The sequence below is a fragment of the Streptomyces sp. NC-S4 genome (assembly GCF_054353315.1).
The window spans coordinates 533133-552724 of sequence record NZ_CM135937.1 but is presented as its reverse complement, the minus strand read 5'-3'; the positions used below and the strand labels follow the sequence as shown (position 1 = coordinate 552724).

Genomic DNA, 19592 nt, shown 5'->3' with positions numbered 1-19592 from the left:
CGCGGTTGACTGGCCTTCATGAGTCCGAACACCGGTGTCCGCGAAGCCCAACGCAGCCGTACGCGACGCGCGCTCCTCGACGCGGCCCTGGACCAGTTGGAGGAGCGGAGCCTCGGAACGCTCGGTCTCAGGGAGGTCGCCAGGCACGCCGGGGTCGCCCCCACCGCCTTCTACCGGCACTTTCGCGACATGGACGCGCTGGGGACCGCACTGGTCGAGGAGGCCCTGGCCAGCCTGCACGCAACCCTACGGGGCGTCCTCGCGCCGACCGGCGGCGCCGCTCGGCGCGCCGACGACGCGGTGCAGCTCGTCGCCGAACTCGTCCGCAGCCGTCCGGCGCACGTCCGCTTCCTCGTCCGGGAGCGGCACGGCGGAGTCGCGGCGGTGCGCGAGGCCATCGCCGCACAACTCGACGCCCTCGCAGCAGAGATCGACTCCGTCCTCGTAGCCGACCCGCTCAGCGCCGGCTGGGGGACCGCCGACGTGACGATGCTGTCCCGGCTCCTGGTCGACCACATGTTCATGACCGCCTCCGCATGCCTTACCGCGTCCCTGCGCGGAGAGGACTGGTCCCCCGTCCTCGCGACAGCCCGCGACCAGCTCCGCCTGATCCACCTCGGGCGCGAGCACTGGCAGGACTAGCGAAGGCCTTCGGGACTGATCTCCGACGCCGTTCGAATCCGGCTTCGTGGTGGTTGCGGATCCCCATCGGAAGAGCTCCAGCAGGGGACCGTAGCGCCGGCCATTGGATGCGGTGCGGTGCGGTGCGGTGCCGGGCAGGAGCCCAGTACCGGGGTGTGGTCCGGCCCCCCGGCTGCGACGGGACCGTGCCCCGGCCCCCCTGCTGCGGCTGGGCGACCGCATCGAGCCAGGGGATTGATCGTGCGGACGGTTGCTGCCGCCGGGTCCGTTGCCCGGGGTGGCGGTCTGAGCGCCGACACCGGGGGCTTGCCGGACGGGCCCGGGGTCCGGCCGGGGAGGAGGCCGGGCATCGGGTGTCCGGGTGCCGTACGGATCCCGGCGGCAGCCCGTCGTGCGGGCGGGCCTGCCCCGCGACGCCAGGGGGAGGGGCGTCACGGGGTCGGAGCCCGCTCCGGAAGCCCACCCCCCACGGTGTGTGCTCCCGGCATCCACGCGTCTGACCCGACCACCTCCACTCAAACCCCCTTCCCTCCAGCGCTTCTGAGAGGACGTCAACGGTGGCGGCGCTTTCGCGCCACGTGAACGTGGCGTAGGGGCGGCTCCGGCCGCGGTGCCGCCTGCCGCATCGCACTGCGTCGCCGCAGGAGTCGGCCCACGGTGTAGCGCGGGCCGCTTCGGGCAGGTCCTGGGTGGGCATGCGCGGCGCCCAAGACGGGTGCCTGCCAGACCGGCCAGCCACCTCCGACCGGCATGCGCGGCGCCCGTCCAGAGGAGTGCTGCTGCTGATGGCTTACGGCGTTGTGCCCGCATGGCGCGGCTTTCCACGGCCGGGGGCTGTGTCGCATTCACATCGGCCGTTACCGCGTCCTGTACGCGATCACCACACTCCGGTGGCGGTCGTGATCAAACATGTCGGCCGCCTCGGGTGACCCTGAGGGGTATGCAATGAGACGCATTGCGACCATAGGCGGGACAGTCCCACCGAACCCGGTTGACCGACCGGGTTCACCGGAGGGGACGGCGCGGAGCGCGAGGGCCCTATCACGTTGCGGCGTGCGCTCCGACGGCCTGCCGGTAGGCCACGTGGCCGCCCAGCGCACCGGTGATGGCTACGGCAGCCAGCCCACCCAGGGCCCACAGCCGGCCCTTCGCCGAGCGGCCGCGGAGCCGCGCAGCCAGGGACGCGGCGTAGCAGGCCACTGCAGCGGCGTTGGAGGCCGCGTGAACCAGGCCGACCCGAGCCTGCTCGGGTGGCAGGTCTGCCCAGTCCACCCAGCCGGCGACCGCGGCTGGGGCTACGCCGGCCAGTCCGACGGCGGTCAGTGTGGTCGACGCGTGCTGTGTGCCGGGAACGAAGTCGAGCACTGAGGCCGACAGCCAGCAGCCGATGGGCACCTGGACGAGTACGGGATGTACGGGGTGTCCCAGCGGTCTGCCGTGCAGTAGATCGCGCATGCGGCCCAGGGGGAGTGCGCGGATTCCCCGCTGCAGCGCCCTGACGGCCGGATCGGCCACCGTTGTCCGTTCGAGCCGGTCCAGGGTCTGCAGCCAGCATGCCGAGGCAGTGTCGATGGCCGCGATAGGCCCTGCGGTGGGCGAGGTGTCGCGGGTGTGTGAGTTCATACACGACGCCTACCCGCTGCCCTGCAGATGTCCCGCCCTGGCCTCGACTGCACCCGAACGACAGGCCCGCCACATGGGGGAGCCGCGGTCTCCACCGTCCCGATCCGGCTGGCCCTCCGAACTGCCCGTGCGCACACCCGGGCAGGGATCCTGCCCGTGGAGCGGGTGACGAGGCGGTGGCGGGGTAAGCGCGCCTCGACCGCAACACGCGCATGTCACAGGGCCCGAACCAAGGAGAAGACCGCCGTCATGAAGCAGCAAACAGTCGAGAAGGCCTTTCTCGTGGCCGACCAGATCCGCGAGAAGGCGGGACGAGCCGTCCAGCTGGTGCGGGACAGGACCCCCGACCCGGTCCTGGACAAGGCCGCGCAGGTGTGGGACGGAGCGGTCCGCGCCGGCCAGTACGCGGCGGACAAGACCCCCCACCCGCGGCTCGAGAAGGCCGGCCGGGCCGCCTCGGTCGCACGAGGCAACCGCATTCCACTCCTGCTCGCCGGCGCTGCGGTTATCGGGCTCGTGCTGGTCCGTCGCCGCCGTGGAGCCGGCCCCTTCTCGAGGCGGCTGGCATCGCCCTGATTTCGCCGTAACCCTGCTCGTCACGGCCTTGTTTCGCCCTGCCCCGAGGGTGCATGGCCCAGTCAGTGGCCGAGGGCGTTCTTGAGCTGCTGCTTGGTCATCGTGGAGCGGCCCTCGATGCCGCGCTTCTTCGCCTCCCGGTAGAGGTCGTCCTTGGTGCGTTCGGAGGAGCTCCCGCCACCGTGGGACTTCTCGCCACCCCGTTGAGAGGCGGACTTGCCCTGGGTGGAGCTGCGGCTCGCGGTCCTGCTCTCCCCGGAACGGGCACGTTCCTTGTTCACCGTTCGCGAGGCCATCTCCTTCGCGCGGTCCTCCGACATACCGCGCTTCTCCCCGGACTCCTTGATGTGTTCGTACTGACGCTCGCGCTTGGGGCTGGAACCTCTGGGCATGGCGGAACCCTCCATCGACGGCGTGATGTCACGGTCATGGTGCGCGTACCCCGATCGCGTCGCATCTCACGCATTTCGGACCGACGGCTCTCGTCGTGAGTTCGGGCCGTGCCGTTCGTTGCGGCACACGGGGAGGCGGGGATCCGATCGCCATGCGAAATGTGCGCGGGCGCGTTACTCCGTGGCCTGCCAGGCTCGCACGCCAGTGGGTCCCGGCTCACGGGTATCGGTTGCACGCCATTCCGGGGAACGACGACGCGGTGCTCCTGGTCCTCGGTGAGCTGGTCCAACGCCATGCGCCCGACGGCGGCAAGACCATCTGCGCCCGCGCCCCCCAGTAGCGCCGGTGGCGTAGGCCCGGAGCCGCCGTTTGCCGCGGATGGGAGGTTCTCAGCCGGCCAGGGCAACGAACCTCCGGTACTCGAGTTGGCTCGCACGCCTGGCCGTGAGGTGGGCATGGACTCACCTCGGTGCCGGTCGGGCCCCGGCGATCAGGGCATCAAGCGTGCTGGCGCCGTGGTCCTGACGACTGGGAGTACGTGCCGTCGGGCTCGTGCGGATTCCGGCGGGCCGCAGGTCAGGTGTGGAGGCGGCTGTTGACGCCGTCATGGCTGTCGGCCTGTTCGTCGTCGAACCAGTGGTCGCCGATGCCGAGGTAGCGGAAGGAATGGGCGCTGTTGGCGGGCAGGGTGACGGTCGTGGCGCGGGTGCCGTCCCCGCGGGAAGACAGCGGGTGGGCGGCAGGGTTCCAGTGGTTGAAGTCTCCGACGACGCTGACGGGCCCGTCCGGCATGTTGTCGGGAAGGATGAAGGTGACCTGGGTGCGGCCCTTGAGCTGCTTGCGTTCGAGCACGGAAAGACTCCAGCCACGAAGGAGGGGAACCGGTCCGTGCATCCTCGCGCTGCCGCGCGCGTGCACGGTGACACAAGGCCGTATGCCGGGCGGAGGTCACCCGGGTGGGCTCCGCCGCCCGCGGCCACTGTCGGCGGCGGGGGCGGTCCGCACGACCGAGGTGTACGCCCACCCCGGCGGCGGAGTCCACGGCGCCCCGGGGCGCCAAGCAGACCGGCGGCTTGTACGAGGACTTGGGACGTTCGGCCTCAGCGGGTGCTGCTCCTTCGACCGGGCCAGTGTGGAAGGGGTGAAGCCGGGCAGACGAGTGCACACGTGCAGCCCACCCCGGAGGCTTGTCGATGTCCTGTGTGTCTGCGTCCGCTCTGCTCGTCGTCCGTCTGGAGGCGTCCAGCGGTGGTGTGCCGCTCCTTGCCCGATTCTCGTACGACCCCGAGGACCCGTACGTGGTCCAGGCCACGTTCCTCGACGGCCCGACAGCACTGGCCCGTTGGCACTTCGACCGGCAGATGCTCGCGGAGGGGCTGCACCGTCCGGTGGGCGAGGGAGACGTCACCTTCAGCCCCCACACGGCAGCGGGCGCCGAGGAACTGCGCGTCACATTGCGAGGTCCGAGCACCGAGATGCAAGGTGATGCGGTGCTCGTCCTGGAGGCCCGCGCGGTCGCGTGCTTCCTGGAGCAGTCGTACGCCGTCACCGGCGCGGGGGAGGAGTTCCTCGACCTCGACAGGCTCCTCGACGAGTTCTTGGCCGGCTGACATGCAGGCAATGCAAACGTCCGCCCGTGTGGGTCGGGGTGGCGGCCCGGGTGTACCGGGAAAGGTCGTTGCCCTGCGTCAGGGCAGCCTGTGGTCAAGGCATCGGAATGCGGGGTCCCGAGGGGCACTCACATGCCTCAGTGCGGGGCCTTCCCCGGGCCGTTCGGTGGCCGTCCGGGCCATTCCGAGTCGTCCGCCCCGCCTTTCGCGTGCATGGAGCGGCCTGGCGGGGAAGGCGTGCCGAGGACCCGTACACCCGAGAAGGGACGGACACCATGGCACGACCGAGGATCGTGGTCGTCGGCGCGGGATTCGCCGGCGTCGCCTGCGTACGCCGCCTGGAGCGGACGCTGTCACCTGGGGAGGCGGAGATCCTGCTGGTCACTCCGTTTTCCTACCAGCTCTACCTGCCCCTGCTGCCGCAGGTGGCCTCCGGGGTACTGACCCCCCAGTCCGTGGCGGTGTCGCTGCGCCGCAGCCGCCGCCACCGGACCCGGATCGTGCCCGGTGGGGCCGTGGGCGTCGACGCCCGGGCCAAGGTCTGCGTCATCCGGAAGATCACTGGGGAGCTGGTGGACCAGCCGTACGATTACCTGGTGCTCGCGCCGGGGAGCGTGACCCGCACCTTCGACATTCCCGGCCTGGCGGAGCACGGCCGCGGCATGAAGACGCTGGCCGAGGCGGCCCACCTGCGCGACCACGTGATCGCCCAGCTCGACCTGGCCGACGCCGCCGCACCGCGCTCGGCGGAGCGGGCCTCACGGCTCGGCTTCGTCGTGGTGGGCGGCGGCTACGCGGGCACCGAGACCGCAGCGTCCCTGCAGCGGCTCACCACGAACGCCGTCGGCCGATACCCCCGGCTGGACCGGCGCGAGATCAGCTGGCACCTCGTGGACGTGGCCCCGAAACTGATGCCCGAGCTCGGCGACCGGCTGGGCCGGGCAGCCCTCGACGTGCTGCGCCGCCGAGGCATCGAGGTCTCGCTCGGCGCCTCCGTCGCCAAGGCGGGTCCCGAGGACGTCACCCTCACCGACGGGCGCGTGCTGCCCTGCCGCACTCTCATCTGGACGGCCGGCGTCGCCGCGAGCCCGCTCGTCGCCACGCTGGGCGCCGAGACGGCGAAGAGCGGCCGGCTCGTCGTCGCTCCGGACCTGCGGGTGCCTGGGGCGGACGGCGCGTTCGCGCTCGGTGACGCGGCCGCCGTGCCCGACCTCGCGGGCGGCGGGGACGGTACGGTGTGCCCGCCCACCGCGCAGCACGCCGAGCGTCAGGGCCGGGTCGCGGCCGACAACGTCGTCGCCATGTTGCGCGGCACACCGCTGCGCGAGTACGTCCACAAGGACCTCGGACTGGTCGTGGACCTCGGCGGCCGCGACGGTGTGTCCCGGCCCCTCGGCATCGGCCTGCGCGGGATGCCCGCCCAGGCCGTGGCCCGCGGCTACCACTGGGCGGCACTGCGCACCGGAGCCGCGAAGACCCGGGTGATGACGAACTGGCTCCTGAACGCCGTGGCCGGCGACGACTTCGTCCGGACCGGCTTCCAGACGTCCAAGCCGGGGACGCTGCGCGACTTCGAGTACACGGACCACTACCTCACCCCGGAGGAGGTACGGGCCCGGACGGAGGCCGACGGAAGCTGACGGTTCTGGCGAGCGAGGCCGCTACGCCACAGAGGGGAGGGCGACCACCCCGCCCCCGCACCACGGTCCACGATGGCGCCGCTCCCCTGCGAGTGCGTAACGGAGCGGCGGCCATGCCGGCCCCGACACACCGAAGGTCCGCGCCGCGATGCTGCAGACCATTCCCGTGGTGGTCCTGACCACTTCCTCCGCGCCTACAGCAGCCCACAGCATCGACCCGTGGCTGGTGTGAGCAGTGAGTGACCGAAGTGGTCAGCCTTCCGCTGCCACGCCGTACTTCAGCCGGGAAGCCTCGATCTCGGCCCACACGGCCTTCCCGGTCCCGTACGTGTGTGTCCCCCAGCGATCGGACAGGCGCTCCACTATGTACAGACCGCGTCCGCCGGGGATTCCGCGTCGGGGGGCCGAGTGGCGGACGGGAGGGGTCGTCGTGCCGTCGTGCACCTCGATGTGCAAGGCCGTCTCGTCGGCGGTCAGGACGAGTTCGTGACAGCCGTCTGCATGCAGTGACGCGTTGGTCAGCAGTTCGGACACGAGGAGGAGGGTGTCCTCGGAGGTCTCGGTCCTGTCCCAGCCCCACTCCCGGAGTGCTTGGCGCGTGAAGTCGCGGCCCTTGGCAACCGCCCCCGGGACGCCTGTGAGCGTGAGCCGACGGCGCTGCCTCCCGGAGGGAAGACCAACGCTCATCGGACCGCCCGCCCCCGCTTCCTTGGTCTCCACTCTCGCCCCATCCCCGCGTTCATCCCGAGCCTCCGTTCCAGACGCCCGGCCCGTGCCGCGGTCGTTGTCGGAGCCCCGGGGCGGTCGCACGTCCCCGGGTGGTGCGGGAAGCCTCAGCACGGTCGTGACAGTGTAGGGGACCCCCCGTCTCAGGGCGTTGCCTTGTGAAGCCGCAGCGTGAAATCGTTGCAGGTGGTGCGGAACGCGACCGGATCGTCGAGCCGGTGGGTCGGCCTCAGCTCGCGGCACCGCGTTCCCCGGCGGGTACCTCATCGGTCGCCCCTACCCAGCGAGCATGCCGGCGCGAAGCCGGACGAGAGTGCGGGACAGGAGGCGGGAGACCTGCATCTGGGAGATGCCGAGTACGGCGCCGATCTCGGCCTGGGTCTTCTCCTGGCCGAAGCGCATCCGCAGGATCGTCCGATCGCGTTCGCCCAGTTCTTGCAGGAGCGGTGCGAGGGTGTGGAAGTCCTCGAAGAGTTCCATGGCGGGGTCGACATCGCCTACGAGCTCCGCCAGCGGCCGGGTGGTCCGGCTGCTCGGGGCCGGGGCATCGCTCTCACCGGCGGCGGTGTCGAGGGAGCCGCTCGTATAGCCGTTCGCCGCGACGAGTCCGTCGATGACCTGCTCCTCGGTCAGTTCGAGGTGCCCGGCGACCTCCTTGACGGTCGGGGCCCGGCCCAGGACGTCGGTCAGGGTTTCCTGGGCCTTGGCGAGCTCGCTGCGCAGTTCCTGGAGACGGCGGGGGACGTGCACGGCCCAGGTGGTGTCTCGGAAGTGTCGCTTGATCTCACCGATGATGTAGGGGAGGGCAAGCGTGGAGAACTCGACCTCGCGTTCGAGTTCGTAGCGGTCGATGGCTTTGATGAGGCCGATGGTCCCCACCTGGATGATGTCGTCCATGTCCAGCCCACCGCCGATCACGCGGGTGCGGAAGCGCCGTGCGGCGAACTGGACGAGGGAGAGGTTCATCTCGATCAGGGTGTTGCGCGTGTACTGGTACTCGCGCGTGCCCTCCTCCAGCGTTCGCAGTCTGCGGAAGAAGACGCGTGAGAGCTCGCGCGCGTCGCCGGGTGCCATCTCACGGGCGTTCTCCACCCGAACCGGTTCACGGTCCTCCACCGGTGTTCCCGGGGTGCCTGTGACGTGCGCTTTCTTTGCCCGTACGGGGCCCATCACGGTGGTCGAGCGAGACACGACGACCGCTCCCTCCCAATTGGCTGACGGCTGTTCGCATCTTCTGCCCCGTCTTCGCGGTCGTACACACGTGCTGGGTGTTGCGGCACCGGGCCGTCGCGACCCGGTACGACAAACGTGGCTACGTCTTCAACGATGACGGCAGTGATGGCGCCCCGCGCACAGTTGGGGCAGACCCTGTAGCAGACCTGGCCGACTATTCTTCGCCTGGGTCTGAGGCGTCCGGGATGTGCACGGACAGGAACTCGATCGCCCGGTACGCCAGGATGCGGCGGCGAAGCCGTCCGCTGATCCGGCTTCGGCGCGAGGTGCTGGACGGAACGGATTGCTCGCGGTCCCCAGCCGGCGTGTTCGACCGGTTCGGCAGAGTTGTTCCGGCACCTGCTCTGGCAGTGAGGGCAGAGAAGCCGGCCCGCACGTCACCGGACACAGCCGTAGGTGCGATCGGCCCCCCCCGTACGGCTGATGGCAATGCTCAGAAGGGCACAGGACGACTCGCCCGAAAACCCGGGCCGACACGCGTGATGCGGCCCGTGTTCGGTCAGGATGGGATGAATGACGCTCTCGGACGCCGCGTACCTCGCCATGGGCATCGGGGCCCTGTGTGCCGCAGTCATCCCCCGGCTGGTCTTCCGCCTCCCCCTGTCCACACCGATGCTGTTCCTCGCCGCCGGCGCCGTCGTCGCACTTCTGCCGCTCTCCGTACCGGTGGTGCAGCCCGGACCCGACCGACTCTGGGTGGAACACGTCACCGAGCTGTGTGTCATCGTGTCCCTGATGGGCGCCGGACTGGCCCTGAACCGCCCCGTGGGCCGGCGTCGTTGGGCCGGTCCCTGGCGGCTGGTCGGCCTCGTCCTGCCGCTGACGGTCGTGGCCACGGCCGCGCTCGCGGCGGCTGTCCTGCAGTGGCCGCTGGCGCCGGCCCTGCTCCTCGCCGCCGTCCTGGCGCCCACGGATCCGGTCCTCGCAGCAGAAGTACGGGTCGGTGAGCCGACGGACGCGGAGGACGACGAGGACGAGGTGCGCTTCTCCCTGACCGCCGAGGCCGGTCTCAACGACGGACTCGCGTTCCCCTTCGTCCTTGCCGCCGTGGCGTACGCCGCCGCCGGAGGGGGTACCGCGACGGACTGGGTGGGCCGGTGGGTCCTCGTCGATGTCCTGGGCCGCGTCGCCATCGGCGTGGCGGTGGGCCTGGTCATGGGACGGTTGCTCGGAGCCATGTTCTTCCGGGCCCGCGCCGCTGCCCTGAGGCTGTCCGAGCACATGGAGGGGTTCGTGGCCCTGGGCGCCACGTTCACGGCGTACGGGGTGGCGGAATTGCTCCACGGCTACGGATTCCTCGCCGTCTTCGTCACGGCCTGCACGATCCGCGCCGCCGAGCGGGCCCACGGCTACCACAAGGTCCTGCACGAGTTCACGGAGCAGGTCGAACGTCTCCTGACCGCCGTCCTGCTGTTCCTCCTCGGCGGCTACCTCGTGGCGTACGCCCTGCCCGCGCTTTCCTGGCGGGGAGCGCTCGTCGGCGTCCTGCTGATCCTGGTCGTCCGGCCGCTCACGGGCTGGGCAGGGCTGGCGGGCAGCGTCACGGGGCCACGTGAGCGGGTCGTCGCGGCTCTGTTCGGGATCCGCGGCATCGGCTCACTCTTCTACCTTGCGTACGCACTCGGCCACAGCGAACGCTTCGACGACCGGGCACAGCAGCTCTGGACGGTCGTCGCGTTCACCGTCCTGCTGTCCGTCGTACTCCACGGGGCCGCCGCCACCCCCGTGATCCGCCGCCTTGACCGGCTGCGCCGCGTCTCCGTCACACCACCATGAAGAGACCGACATCAGTGTCGGAGTCCCACGCGCTTCGCCGGAGACGCCGGCATCCCAGCGGGTGGACGCCGCTGTCCGCCGAGCTCCAGGAGATCGTGAACCACCGGCCGTCTCGAACCGGCGTGTGCCGCTGACGGCGGAATCCGCCGGCTGGCGTCGGCGCCCGGGTCGGCCGTGCCGGTGCCGGCGCGGGTGGATGCCCGTCCGGGCGGAGGCCACGCCGAAGCGCCCGGGCGCCACGCCGCGATGACAGCCACGGTCCTGACCGTCGGCGGAGGCGGGGAAGAGCCGGAGGTGCTCCGGCCGGTTGGTCACGGCGTGGCCATGCGCGAGCTCGACCCCTCACCGGAGGTCTCCGGGGATGCTGAGGAGTAGAAGTCCGGCCACCATGACCCACAAGGGAGCGAGCATGTCCGATGGCCACGACGTTCGGGACGGACGGAGCGAGAGCGAGAGCGAGCGCGCGGACCGGCGGTGGCAGGAGCTCATCCAGGAGATCCGCGTCGCCCAGACGGGCGTACAGATCCTGTTCGGTTTCCTGCTGACGGTGGTCTTCACCCCGCTCTTCCACCAGCTGGCCCAGACCGACCAGACGATCTACATCGTCACCATCGTGCTGGGTTCCCTCGCGACGGGCGCGTTGGTCGGCCCCGTGGCCTTCCACCGGGTCGTATTCGGCCGCCGGATCAAGCCCGAAGCCGTGACCTGGGCCTCGCGCCTCACCTTCGTCGGCCTGATCCTGCTGTTGGCCACGTGTACTTCCGCGTTGTTCCTCGTCCTGCGCGTGGCCACCCACGACGCCCTGGTGCCGTGGCTCGTGGCCGGCGTCGTGGCCTGGTACCTCCTGTGCTGGTTCGGGCTGCCGCTGTGGGCGCGGACCCATTACACCGCCGAGGAGTGACCGCCGCCTCCGGTACGTGAAGTCGTTAGGGTCCGTCTCCGGGCCCCAGGTCGTTGCGGTCGGGGCGTGGCTCCCGCGCGGCGCAGGCACCACCCCCGGCGCGCACCGGGCCGGCGGTGCGGGCTTCGCATGGACCGGTCACGGTCACGGTCGCGCCCGAGCAGCCCCGGAGGCGCAGGAAGGGCACAACCCGCGGTAGGTGACCTCGACCGCGGACACGGTGAAGCCGAACCGCTCCTGCGGCGGCAGGTCGGCCGGCGTGCCGGCCGCGTGCACGTCGCGGATGGTGCCGCAGCCCATGCACACCAAGTGCTGGTGCGCGTGGTGGGCGTTGGGGTCGAAGCGCTTGACCCGGCCCTGCACGGAAACCTCCACCACCTCCCCCATCGCGACCAGCTCGCCCAGGGTGTTGTAGACGGTCGCCCGGGCGATCTCCGGCAGCCGCTGCGCCGCGCGGGCATGTACCTCGTCCGCCGTGAGGTGCACGTGATCTCCGTCGAGGACCTCCACGACGACACGCCGCTGGGACGTCATCCGCCAGCCCCGCGTCCGAAGCCGCTCCAGCAGGTCACTCATATCGGCTCACCTTTTCGGTTCGGCGGGACAGCAGAACGGTAGCGACAACGATCAGGGCACGGCGGGAAGCGGAACCGTCGGGCCGTGACGCCGATCCGAATTCCGAGTGTTTTCCACGCGCCCGCGCCCTGCGTGTTCTCGCAGCGGCGAGCCCTTCGGTGCGCGACCATACGGACGCGCCGACGCAAGCAGCCAGCAGATGGAAACATCGACACAGGAAGAAGGACGGACGTGTCCGGCAGCGACAGCGAGAACCCAGTAATCCCTGCCCCGACCACCACGCCGACCCGCCCGAGGTCGAATCGTGACTGGTGGCCGAACCAGCTGGATCTTCAGGTTCTGCACCAGAATTCGCCCCTGGCCAATCCGATGGGCGACGATTTCGACTACGCGGAAGAGCTCGCGACCCTGGACTTCGACGCCCTGAAGCGGGACGTCTTCGACGTGATGACGGCGTCGCAGGACTGGTGGCCCGCGGATTACGGCCACTACGGCCCGCTCTTCATCCGGATGAGCTGGCATTCCGCGGGAACGTACCGCATCGCCGACGGCCGGGGTGGCGGCGGGGCGGGCGCCCAGCGGTTCGCCCCGCTCAACAGCTGGCCCGACAACGCGAGCCTCGACAAGGCCCGCCGCCTGCTCTGGCCGGTCAAGCAGAAATACGGTCGGAAGATCTCATGGGCCGACCTTTTGGTGTTCGCAGGCAACTGCGCCATGGAATCGATGGGTTTCAAGACGTTCGGATTCGCCTTCGGGCGGGAGGACATCTGGGAACCCGAGGAGATTTTCTGGGGGCCCGAGGACACTTGGCTCGGCGATGAGCGCTACAGCGGCGACAGGGAACTCGCCGGCCCCTTCGGCGCCGTGCAGATGGGCCTGATCTATGTCAATCCGGAAGGGCCCAACGGCGAACCGAATCCGGTCGCCGCCGCCCGGGACATTCGCGAGACGTTCGCGCGCATGGCCATGAACGACGAGGAGACGGTCGCTCTCATCGTCGGCGGCCACACGTTCGGCAAGTGCCACGGTGCGGTCGGTGCCGACTACATCGGGCCCGAGCCCGAGGCCTGCCCGATCGAGCAACAGGGCATCGGCTGGAAGAACACCTACGGCACCGGCAGCGGCGCCGACGCGCTGACCAGCGGGCTGGAGGGCGCGTGGACCACCGAGCCGACCAAGTGGGACAACGGGTACCTGGACAACCTGTTCCGGTACGAGTGGGAACTGACCACGAGCCCGGCGGGTGCCCAGCAGTGGACCCCCAAGGACCCCGCGGCCCAGGGCACGGTGCCGGACGCGCATGATCCGTCGAAGAGGCACGCGCCGATGATGCTGACGACGGACCTCGCACTGCGGATGGATCCGGTATACGCACCGATCGCCAAGCGCTTCCACGAGAACCCGGACGAGCTCGCCGACGCGTTCGCCAAGGCCTGGTACAAGCTGCTGCACCGCGACATGGGTCCGGTCTCGCGCTACCTCGGCCCGTGGGTCCCCGAAGCACAGCTGTGGCAGGACCCCGTACCCGCGGTCGATCACGAGCTGATCGGCGACGAGGACGCCGCCGCCCTCAAGCGCACGATCCTCGCCTCGGGGCTGTCCCTTCCCCAGCTGGTCACCACCGCCTGGGCCGCGGCCTCGAGCTTCCGCGGCACCGACATGCGGGGCGGGGCCAACGGTGCCCGGATCCGGCTCGCGCCGCAGAAGGACTGGGAGGCCAACGACCTGCCCGAGGTCACCGAGGTGGTGCGGAAGCTGGAGGGGATCCAGCAGGACTTCGACCGGGCCCAGGACGGCGGGAAGAAGGTCTCGCTCGCCGACCTGATCGTGCTGGGCGGCTGCGCGGCCGTCGAACAGGGCGCGAAGAACGCCGGGTACGACATCGAGGTGCCGTTCGCGCCGGGGCGCACGGATGCCTCGCAGGAGCAGACCGACGTGGAGTCCTTCGCCGTCCTCGAACCGGCGGCGGACGGGTTCCGGAACTACCTGCGGGCGGGCGAGAAGCTGTCGCCTGAGGCGCTCCTGCTGGACCGGGCCAACTTGCTGAACCTGACCGCTCCCGAGATGACGGTGCTCGTCGGCGGCATGCGGGCCATGAACACCGGCTTCCGCCAGGTCCGGCACGGCGTGTTCACGGACCGCCCGGAGGCGCTGACCAACGACTTCTTCGTCAACCTGCTCGACATGGGTACGCAGTGGAAGGCGTCGGAGTCGGCCGAGAACGTGTTCGAGGGCCGGAACCACGTCACGGGCCAGGTCAGGTGGACGGCGACCGCGGTGGACCTCGTCTTCGGTTCGCACGCCCAGCTGCGGGCGCTCTCGGAGGTCTACGCGTCGAAGGACGCGGAAGAGAAGTTCGTCCGCGACTTCGTCTCCGCCTGGGACAAGGTGATGAACCTCGACCGGTTCGACCTCGCTTAGGCCGTCCCCTTCGGATCCTGTCGGCCGGGCCCGGGTCGTCCGGAGGTACGCACCGCGTACCGGACGTATTCGGGCGCCCCGACGACGCGGCCGGGTGCGGTGCCGGACGCCGCGGGCCCGGCGGACCACGAGCGGGTGGTCCTCCTGCTCGCCGTTTCGGCGCTCAGGCCGTGACCGGACCCACCGTGAAGCGATCCGAGCAGATCCGGAAGGAGGCGTTTACGAGGACCGAGTCCTTCGCGGCGGGCGGGTACACCTGGAGGAAGGTGCCTTCGGGCAGGCACGGCCCGCCGATGGGCCCGTTCGTGCTGTGGAGGGTGGCGGTCGCGCTGCGCCCGGGGGCCAGGGTGACGGGCTCGGGTGCCGGGCCCTCGCGGTCGGCCGGCCTGCCGATCCGTTGCCGGTCGGCGTCCAGGACGCTCACGCCCGGGTGGCCGAGCAAGGTGCACGCGCGGTCGCCGATGTTGGTGAAGCCGAGCGGTAGGTACAGCTGGTGCGCGCCGGCGTCCGGTGTTCCGACGGACAGGTCCAGGTCCCCTGCTGCGCAGGTGCTCGCGGGTGCGGGGCTCTGGGCCGCGGCTGCCGGAGCGGCGCACACCAGCGTGGCTCCCACGGCCGCGGACAAGAGAGCAGGAACTGCCGTGCGTGTGAAGTTCACCAGGACTCACCCCGATCGATCGTTCCGGCGCGGGCGCCGGCCCGCATGGTTGGCGTCCGTCCCGTCTACCCGCGACAGCCGTCGCCAAGCGGATCGGCTTCCTGCCCGGCGGCATCCTCGCGCTGCCGGGCAGGCCGTACCGGTGGGCCTGACGGGACGAGGAGTGGTGCGGCCGACGGCGGGTAGGCGCAGAACAGCACCGGCCGGTCTGCCGGCAGGGCAGGCGGCCCGTAGGGCGAGGAGGTCGTCATGTCCGCACCCGTTCCAGACCCGGCCCCGCGCAACGCGCCCCATCTTGGTGTACCGCCGGGGGAGACACCGCCCGGCGAGTCGAGCACCGGCTCCGGCGCGGGTCCGTACCGCCCCCTGACGCGAGGCTGGGGCAAGGGACCCCTGCTGGTGATCTGCCTGATGGCCCTGGCATGCGCGCTCTTCTTCCTGGCCTACGCCATCATGCTGAACATCTGAGCGGCGCCGGGACGGCGCCTTGCCGGTCGCGCACCGTCAAGCCGATACCAGGGCCTGTCTTCGCAGCCTTCCCATCACGACCGCACACGTGCACACCCGCGCCACACCGCGGTGAAGGAGATGCCATGTCGTCGGGCCACGCGCCACACGCGACGTACTCACCATCCCGTGCGACGGGCGGACGCCGCCTGTTGTTGGTACGGCACGCGAAGGCGGTGCCCAAACGTGTCGCCGAGGACTTCGAACGTTCCCTGAGCGACCGCGGACATGCTGACGCGCCGGAGACGGGACGCTGGCTCGCCGAATCCGGTCTCCGGCCCCACCTGGTGCTGTGCTCCCCCTCCAGAAGGACCCGGCAGACGTGGCAGCTGATCGTCCCGGCCCTGCCGGACGTACCGCCCGCCGTGTACGACGAGCGGCTGTACGACGCGGCCCCGAACACGATCTCCGCCGTGCTCGCCGAACGGTCAGCGGGGCTGGGCAGCGTGATGCTGGTGGGTCACAACACCGGTATCCACGAGCTGGCCACGGCCCTGTGCGGGAGCGGCCCGCAGGAACTGCTGGAACGGCTCCGGAAGGGGTTCCCGACCTCAGGAGTCGCCGTGGTGGATCTGCAGGGCGGTTGGAACGACCTGACCCCGGGCGATGGTCACCTGAGTGCCCTCTGGGCGCCCACCCACCAAGACGGGTCCGCATGGTCGTGACGCGGCCCTCCGGCCGGCCCGCGGGTGATCCGGTCCCGCTCGTCGCGGTGTGTGCGAAGCCGTCGGCATCGAGCGGCGCATCGTCCGGCGCGTCGGGCTCCGGCTGGACTCCGCCGTGCCGGGGAACGCTTGGCGCGCGGCCGTCGGGACACAAGCGGGTCATGCTGAAGGCACTTACCCCGATCCTGCCCGGCGCCGCGGCGGCGGTCGCGGCCGTCCGCCTCTCCCCCTGGTGGTGGGCCGTGGCCGTTCCGATGCTGCTGCTCGGCCCGGTCGCCTCGTACGACCTCCTGCAACGCCGGCACTCCATCCTGCGGAACTACCCCGTGCTCGGTCACCTGCGGTTCGCCCTGGAGGCGCTGCGGCCCGAGATCCAGCAGTACTTCATCGAGCGGAACGTCGACGGCAGTCCTTTCGACCGCGACACCCGCAGCATCGTCTACGAGCGTGCCAAGGGCACCGACGCGGAGGAGCCGTTCGGCACCGAGCGCGACCTCCAGCGGCCCGGCAGTGAGTACCTCACCCCGTCCATGGCCCCGCACCCGGTACGGCCCGATCCGCCCCTGGTCCGGGTCGGTGGGCCCGACTGCACCGAGCCGTACGCCATGTCCCTGCTCAACGTCTCGGCGATGAGCTTCGGCTCCCTGTCCGCCGCCGCCGTCCTCGCCCTCAACACCGGGGCGAAGCTGGGCGGTTTCGCCCACGACACCGGCGAAGGCGGCGTGTCCGAGTACCACCTGCGCCCCGGCGGGGACCTCGTGTGGGAGATCGGCACCGGATACTTCGGGTGCCGCACCGACGACGGCGGCTTCGACGAGCGGCAGTTCGCCGACAAGGCCGCACACCCGCAGGTCAAGTGCGTGTCGCTCAAGATCAGCCAGGGCGCCAAGCCGGGCATCGGCGGCGTCCTGCCCGGTGCCAAGGTGAACGCGGAGATCGCGCGGGTGCGCGGGGTGCCGCAGGGGGAGACCGTCGTCTCGCCGCCGTTCCACCGCGTGTACTCCTCCCCGCGCGAACTGGTGCGCTTCCTGGCCCGCATGCGGGAGCTCGCCGGCGGCAAGCCCGTGGGGTTCAAGCTGTGCGTCGGCTCGCGGCGGGAGTTCCTCGCCGTGTGCAAGGCCATGCGGGAGGAGGACGTCACCCCCGACTTCATCGTCGTCGACGGGGCGGAGGGAGGAACGGGCGCCGCGCCGCTCGAGTTCGCCGACCACGTCGGCCTGCCGCTCGCCGACGGCCTGATGACCGTCCACAACGCCCTCGTCGGCTCCGGGCTGCGCGACCGCATCCGGATCGGAGCCTCCGGAAAGGTCGCCACCGGCAGCGACCTCGTCAAACGCCTGGTCCAGGGCGCCGACTACACCAACTCGGCCCGCGCCATGATGTTCGCGATCGGCTGCATCCAGGCCCAGCGCTGCCACACCAACACTTGCCCCGTCGGGGTCGCCACCCAGGACGAGCGGCGCGCCCGGGCCCTGGACGTCGCTGACAAGGCGCAGCGCGTACGGCGCTACCAGGAGGCGACCGTCAAGAGCGCGCTGCAGATCATGGCGGCCATGGGCGTCGACGACGCGCGCGGGCTGCGTCCCCACATGCTGCTCCAGCGGGTGGACCCGCACACCGTCCGCTCGTACGCCGAACTCCACGCCTGGCTCGCCCCCGGGGAACTGCTGGCATCGCCGCCCGAAAGCTGGGCAGCCGACTGGATGGCGGCCGACCCCGACCGCTTCACCCACTCCACCCGCCGAACCGGCCGCTGAACCGGCAAACGAAGGGCAGTCCCGTGGCACGCACTGTCGCCCACGTCATCGTCGACGCACTCGAGGAACTCGGCGTCCAGCACGTCTTCGGCGTCGTCGGAGACGCCTTGAACCCGCTGACCGACGCCATCCGCACATCCGCCGGCCTGAACTGGGTCGGCTGCCGGCACGAGGAGGCCGCGGCCTTCGCCGCCTCGGCACAGTCCCAGCTCTCCGGGACCCTCGGGGTGTGCATGGGCACGGTGGGACCCGGATCCGTGCACTTGCTCAACGGCCTCTACGACGCCGCCAAGAGCCGCACGCCCGTCCTGGCCGTCTGCGGTCAGGTCCCCCTCTCCGAGATCGGCAGCGATTACTTCCAGGAGGTCGACAACGACCTGCTCTTCCGTGACGTCGCCGTCCACCGGGCCACCGTCACCTCCCCGGACCAGATGCCGCGCCTGCTCGAATCGGCCGTGCGGGCCGCCGTGACCCAGGGCGGAGTGGCCGTCCTGACCGTCCCCGGAGACCTGGGGGATCAGGAGGTCAGCGACGACAGGCCCACGCGGTTCGCCCTCGACCGCGCCGTCACCCGGCCCGACGACCCGGCCCTCGCCCGGGCCGCCGAGCTGCTGAACGACGCGGCCCGGGTGACCCTCCTGGTCGGCCAGGGTGCCCGTGAAGCCCGTACCGAGGTCCTGCGGACCGCCGAGCTGCTGGCGGCGCCCATGGTGCTCACGCTGAAGGCGAAGGAGGGCTTCGAGGACGACAACACCTTCCAGGTGGGCCAGACCGGCCTCATCGGCAACCCCGCCGCCGCCCACGCGCTCGACAGCGGGGACGTGCTCTTCATGCTGGGGACCGACTTCCCCTACCGGGAGTGGTATCCGAAGGACGCCAAGGTGATCCAGGTGGACTCCCGCGAGGACCACCTGGGCCGCCGCACCCCCGTGGACGTGGGCCTGGCCGGTGACGTCGGCGCCACGCTACGGGCCCTGCTGCCGCTGTTGAAGGCGGTCCCGGACCGTGCGCACCTCGACGAAGCCCGCGAGCGTTTCCTGCGCTGGCAGGAGGGACAGCAGCGGCTGGCCGACCCCGCGCACGAGCACCGCTGGACCGGGAAGCTGCGGGCCGCCCTGGACAACCGCGAGCACGCCGTCCGCCCGGAGGCGTTGGCCGCAGCCGTGGACGCCTACGCGGCCGACGACGCCGTCTTCACCTGCGACACGGGCATGGCCACCGTCTGGCTCTCCCGCTTCGTCACCATGCGCGGCCATCGCCGCCTGATCGGCTCGTACAACCTCGGCTCGATGGCCAACGCCATGCCCCAGGCCCTCGGCGCCCAGCTGTGGGCGCCCGACCGGCAGATCGTCGCGCTCTGCGGGGACGGCGGGCTGAGCATGCTGCTCGGCGACCTCATGACCATCAAGACGTATCGGCTGCCGGTGAAGCTCGTCGTCTTCGACAACCGCCGCCTGGGCATGGTCAAACTGGAACAGGAACAGGCGGGCCTCCCCGAATTCGGCACGGAACTCGACAATCCCGATTTCGCCGCGGTCGCCACGGCCCTCGGCCTGACGGGGATCAGGGTCACCGACCCGGCCGACCTGCACGAGGGCGTACGACGCGCCTTCGAGACGCCGGGGCCTGTCCTCCTGGACGTACTCACCAACCCGGAGGAAGTCGCGGTGCCGGGCAAGCCGACGGTGGCCCAGGGCTGGGGTTTCGCCGTGGCCAAGGCCAAGGAGCTCCTGCCGGGACGCGAGGGCTGACGGCCGCCGTGAGGACGCATCAGAGCCCGGGCGCGGCAGCGCTCGACCCGACGGGGAGACGGTTTCACCGAAGGACGCCAGTTCTTGGCGCGTGCTGAAGTCGCCGCAGCAGGGACGGGCACCCGGTTCAGGCCTCC

The 19592-nt window shown here is 70.9% G+C and carries 18 protein-coding genes; 11 read left to right on the top strand and 7 right to left on the bottom strand.

The features are described from left to right. Positions 1–18: 18 nt before the first annotated feature. Positions 19–642, top strand: coding sequence for a TetR family transcriptional regulator (locus ACXNSR_RS02610; RefSeq protein WP_458640499.1), 624 nt, complete (start codon positions 19–21; stop codon positions 640–642). Between the two features lie 1041 nt (positions 643–1683). On the opposite strand, the gene ACXNSR_RS02605 is transcribed toward ACXNSR_RS02610, so the two are convergent. Continuing rightward, positions 1684–2265 carry a DUF2231 domain-containing protein gene (locus ACXNSR_RS02605; RefSeq protein ID WP_458640498.1) on the bottom strand — a complete coding sequence of 194 codons (582 nt, stop codon included), beginning with the start codon at positions 2263–2265 and terminating at the stop codon, positions 1684–1686. 249 nt (positions 2266–2514) lie between these two features. Here ACXNSR_RS02605 and ACXNSR_RS02600 point away from each other — a divergent pair, with 249 nt between their 5' ends. Further along, the gene (locus tag ACXNSR_RS02600; protein ID WP_458640497.1) at positions 2515–2841 is read left to right on the top strand and encodes a hypothetical protein; all 327 of its coding nucleotides are present in this window, start codon (positions 2515–2517) and stop codon (positions 2839–2841) included. A gap of 62 nt (positions 2842–2903) precedes the next feature. Here the strand turns inward: ACXNSR_RS02600 and ACXNSR_RS02595 are convergent, their stop codons facing one another. Beyond that, on the bottom strand, positions 2904–3233 hold the full coding sequence (locus ACXNSR_RS02595) for a plasmid stabilization protein (protein WP_458640496.1): 330 nt from the start codon (positions 3231–3233) through the stop codon (positions 2904–2906). A gap of 577 nt (positions 3234–3810) precedes the next feature. Next, positions 3811–4086, bottom strand: a complete 276-nt coding sequence (locus ACXNSR_RS02590; protein WP_458640495.1) for an isoamylase early set domain-containing protein — start codon at positions 4084–4086, stop codon at positions 3811–3813. A 350-nt stretch (positions 4087–4436) separates the two neighbouring features. Between ACXNSR_RS02590 and ACXNSR_RS02585 the strand changes: the two genes are divergently transcribed. Together ACXNSR_RS02585 and ACXNSR_RS02580 are read left to right on the top strand one after the other, a co-directional pair. Then, positions 4437–4844, top strand: a complete 408-nt coding sequence (locus ACXNSR_RS02585) for an SsgA family sporulation/cell division regulator (protein ID WP_458640494.1) — start codon at positions 4437–4439, stop codon at positions 4842–4844. Positions 4845–5119: 275 nt separating this feature from the next. Further along, on the top strand, positions 5120–6484 hold the full coding sequence (locus tag ACXNSR_RS02580) for an NAD(P)/FAD-dependent oxidoreductase (RefSeq protein ID WP_458640493.1): 1365 nt from the start codon (positions 5120–5122) through the stop codon (positions 6482–6484). A 252-nt stretch (positions 6485–6736) separates the two neighbouring features. Here the strand turns inward: ACXNSR_RS02580 and ACXNSR_RS02575 are convergent, their stop codons facing one another. Beyond that, the gene (locus ACXNSR_RS02575; RefSeq protein ID WP_458640492.1) at positions 6737–7204 is read right to left on the bottom strand and encodes an ATP-binding protein; all 468 of its coding nucleotides are present in this window, start codon (positions 7202–7204) and stop codon (positions 6737–6739) included. Positions 7205–7486: 282 nt separating this feature from the next. Next, on the bottom strand, positions 7487–8401 hold the full coding sequence (locus ACXNSR_RS02570; RefSeq protein WP_458640491.1) for a SigB/SigF/SigG family RNA polymerase sigma factor: 915 nt from the start codon (positions 8399–8401) through the stop codon (positions 7487–7489). 555 nt (positions 8402–8956) lie between these two features. Between ACXNSR_RS02570 and ACXNSR_RS02565 the strand changes: the two genes are divergently transcribed. Then, positions 8957–10219, top strand: coding sequence for a cation:proton antiporter domain-containing protein (locus tag ACXNSR_RS02565; RefSeq protein ID WP_458640490.1), 1263 nt, complete (start codon positions 8957–8959; stop codon positions 10217–10219). 409 nt (positions 10220–10628) lie between these two features. After that, positions 10629–11120, top strand: coding sequence for a DUF6328 family protein (locus tag ACXNSR_RS02560; RefSeq protein ID WP_458640489.1), 492 nt, complete (start codon positions 10629–10631; stop codon positions 11118–11120). A gap of 144 nt (positions 11121–11264) precedes the next feature. Here ACXNSR_RS02560 and ACXNSR_RS02555 read toward each other — a convergent pair whose 3' ends face one another. After that, the gene (locus ACXNSR_RS02555; RefSeq protein ID WP_458640488.1) at positions 11265–11696 is read right to left on the bottom strand and encodes a Fur family transcriptional regulator; all 432 of its coding nucleotides are present in this window, start codon (positions 11694–11696) and stop codon (positions 11265–11267) included. Between the two features lie 231 nt (positions 11697–11927). On the opposite strand from ACXNSR_RS02555, the gene katG reads away from it, so the two are divergent. Continuing rightward, positions 11928–14117, top strand: coding sequence for a catalase/peroxidase HPI (gene katG / locus ACXNSR_RS02550; protein WP_458640487.1), 2190 nt, complete (start codon positions 11928–11930; stop codon positions 14115–14117). Between the two features lie 163 nt (positions 14118–14280). On the opposite strand, the gene ACXNSR_RS02545 is transcribed toward katG, so the two are convergent. After that, entirely contained in the window at positions 14281–14742 is a 462-nt protein-coding gene (locus ACXNSR_RS02545; protein WP_458640486.1) for a DUF4232 domain-containing protein, read from the bottom strand. Positions 14743–15024: 282 nt separating this feature from the next. Between ACXNSR_RS02545 and ACXNSR_RS02540 the strand changes: the two genes are divergently transcribed. The 4 genes from ACXNSR_RS02540 (at position 15025) to ACXNSR_RS02525 (ending at position 19455) form a co-directional block, all read left to right on the top strand. Beyond that, positions 15025–15243 (top strand): DUF6480 family protein, encoded by a 219-nt coding sequence (locus tag ACXNSR_RS02540; RefSeq protein ID WP_458640485.1) that lies wholly within the window; start codon positions 15025–15027, stop codon positions 15241–15243. 125 nt (positions 15244–15368) lie between these two features. Beyond that, positions 15369–15947 (top strand): SixA phosphatase family protein, encoded by a 579-nt coding sequence (locus tag ACXNSR_RS02535; protein WP_458640484.1) that lies wholly within the window; start codon positions 15369–15371, stop codon positions 15945–15947. Positions 15948–16108: 161 nt separating this feature from the next. Beyond that, the gene (locus tag ACXNSR_RS02530; RefSeq protein WP_458640483.1) at positions 16109–17704 is read left to right on the top strand and encodes an FMN-binding glutamate synthase family protein; all 1596 of its coding nucleotides are present in this window, start codon (positions 16109–16111) and stop codon (positions 17702–17704) included. Positions 17705–17727: 23 nt separating this feature from the next. Beyond that, positions 17728–19455: a thiamine pyrophosphate-dependent enzyme gene (locus ACXNSR_RS02525; protein ID WP_458640482.1), complete on the top strand. Its 1728-nt coding sequence runs from the start codon at positions 17728–17730 to the stop codon at positions 19453–19455. Positions 19456–19592 lie beyond the last annotated feature (137 nt).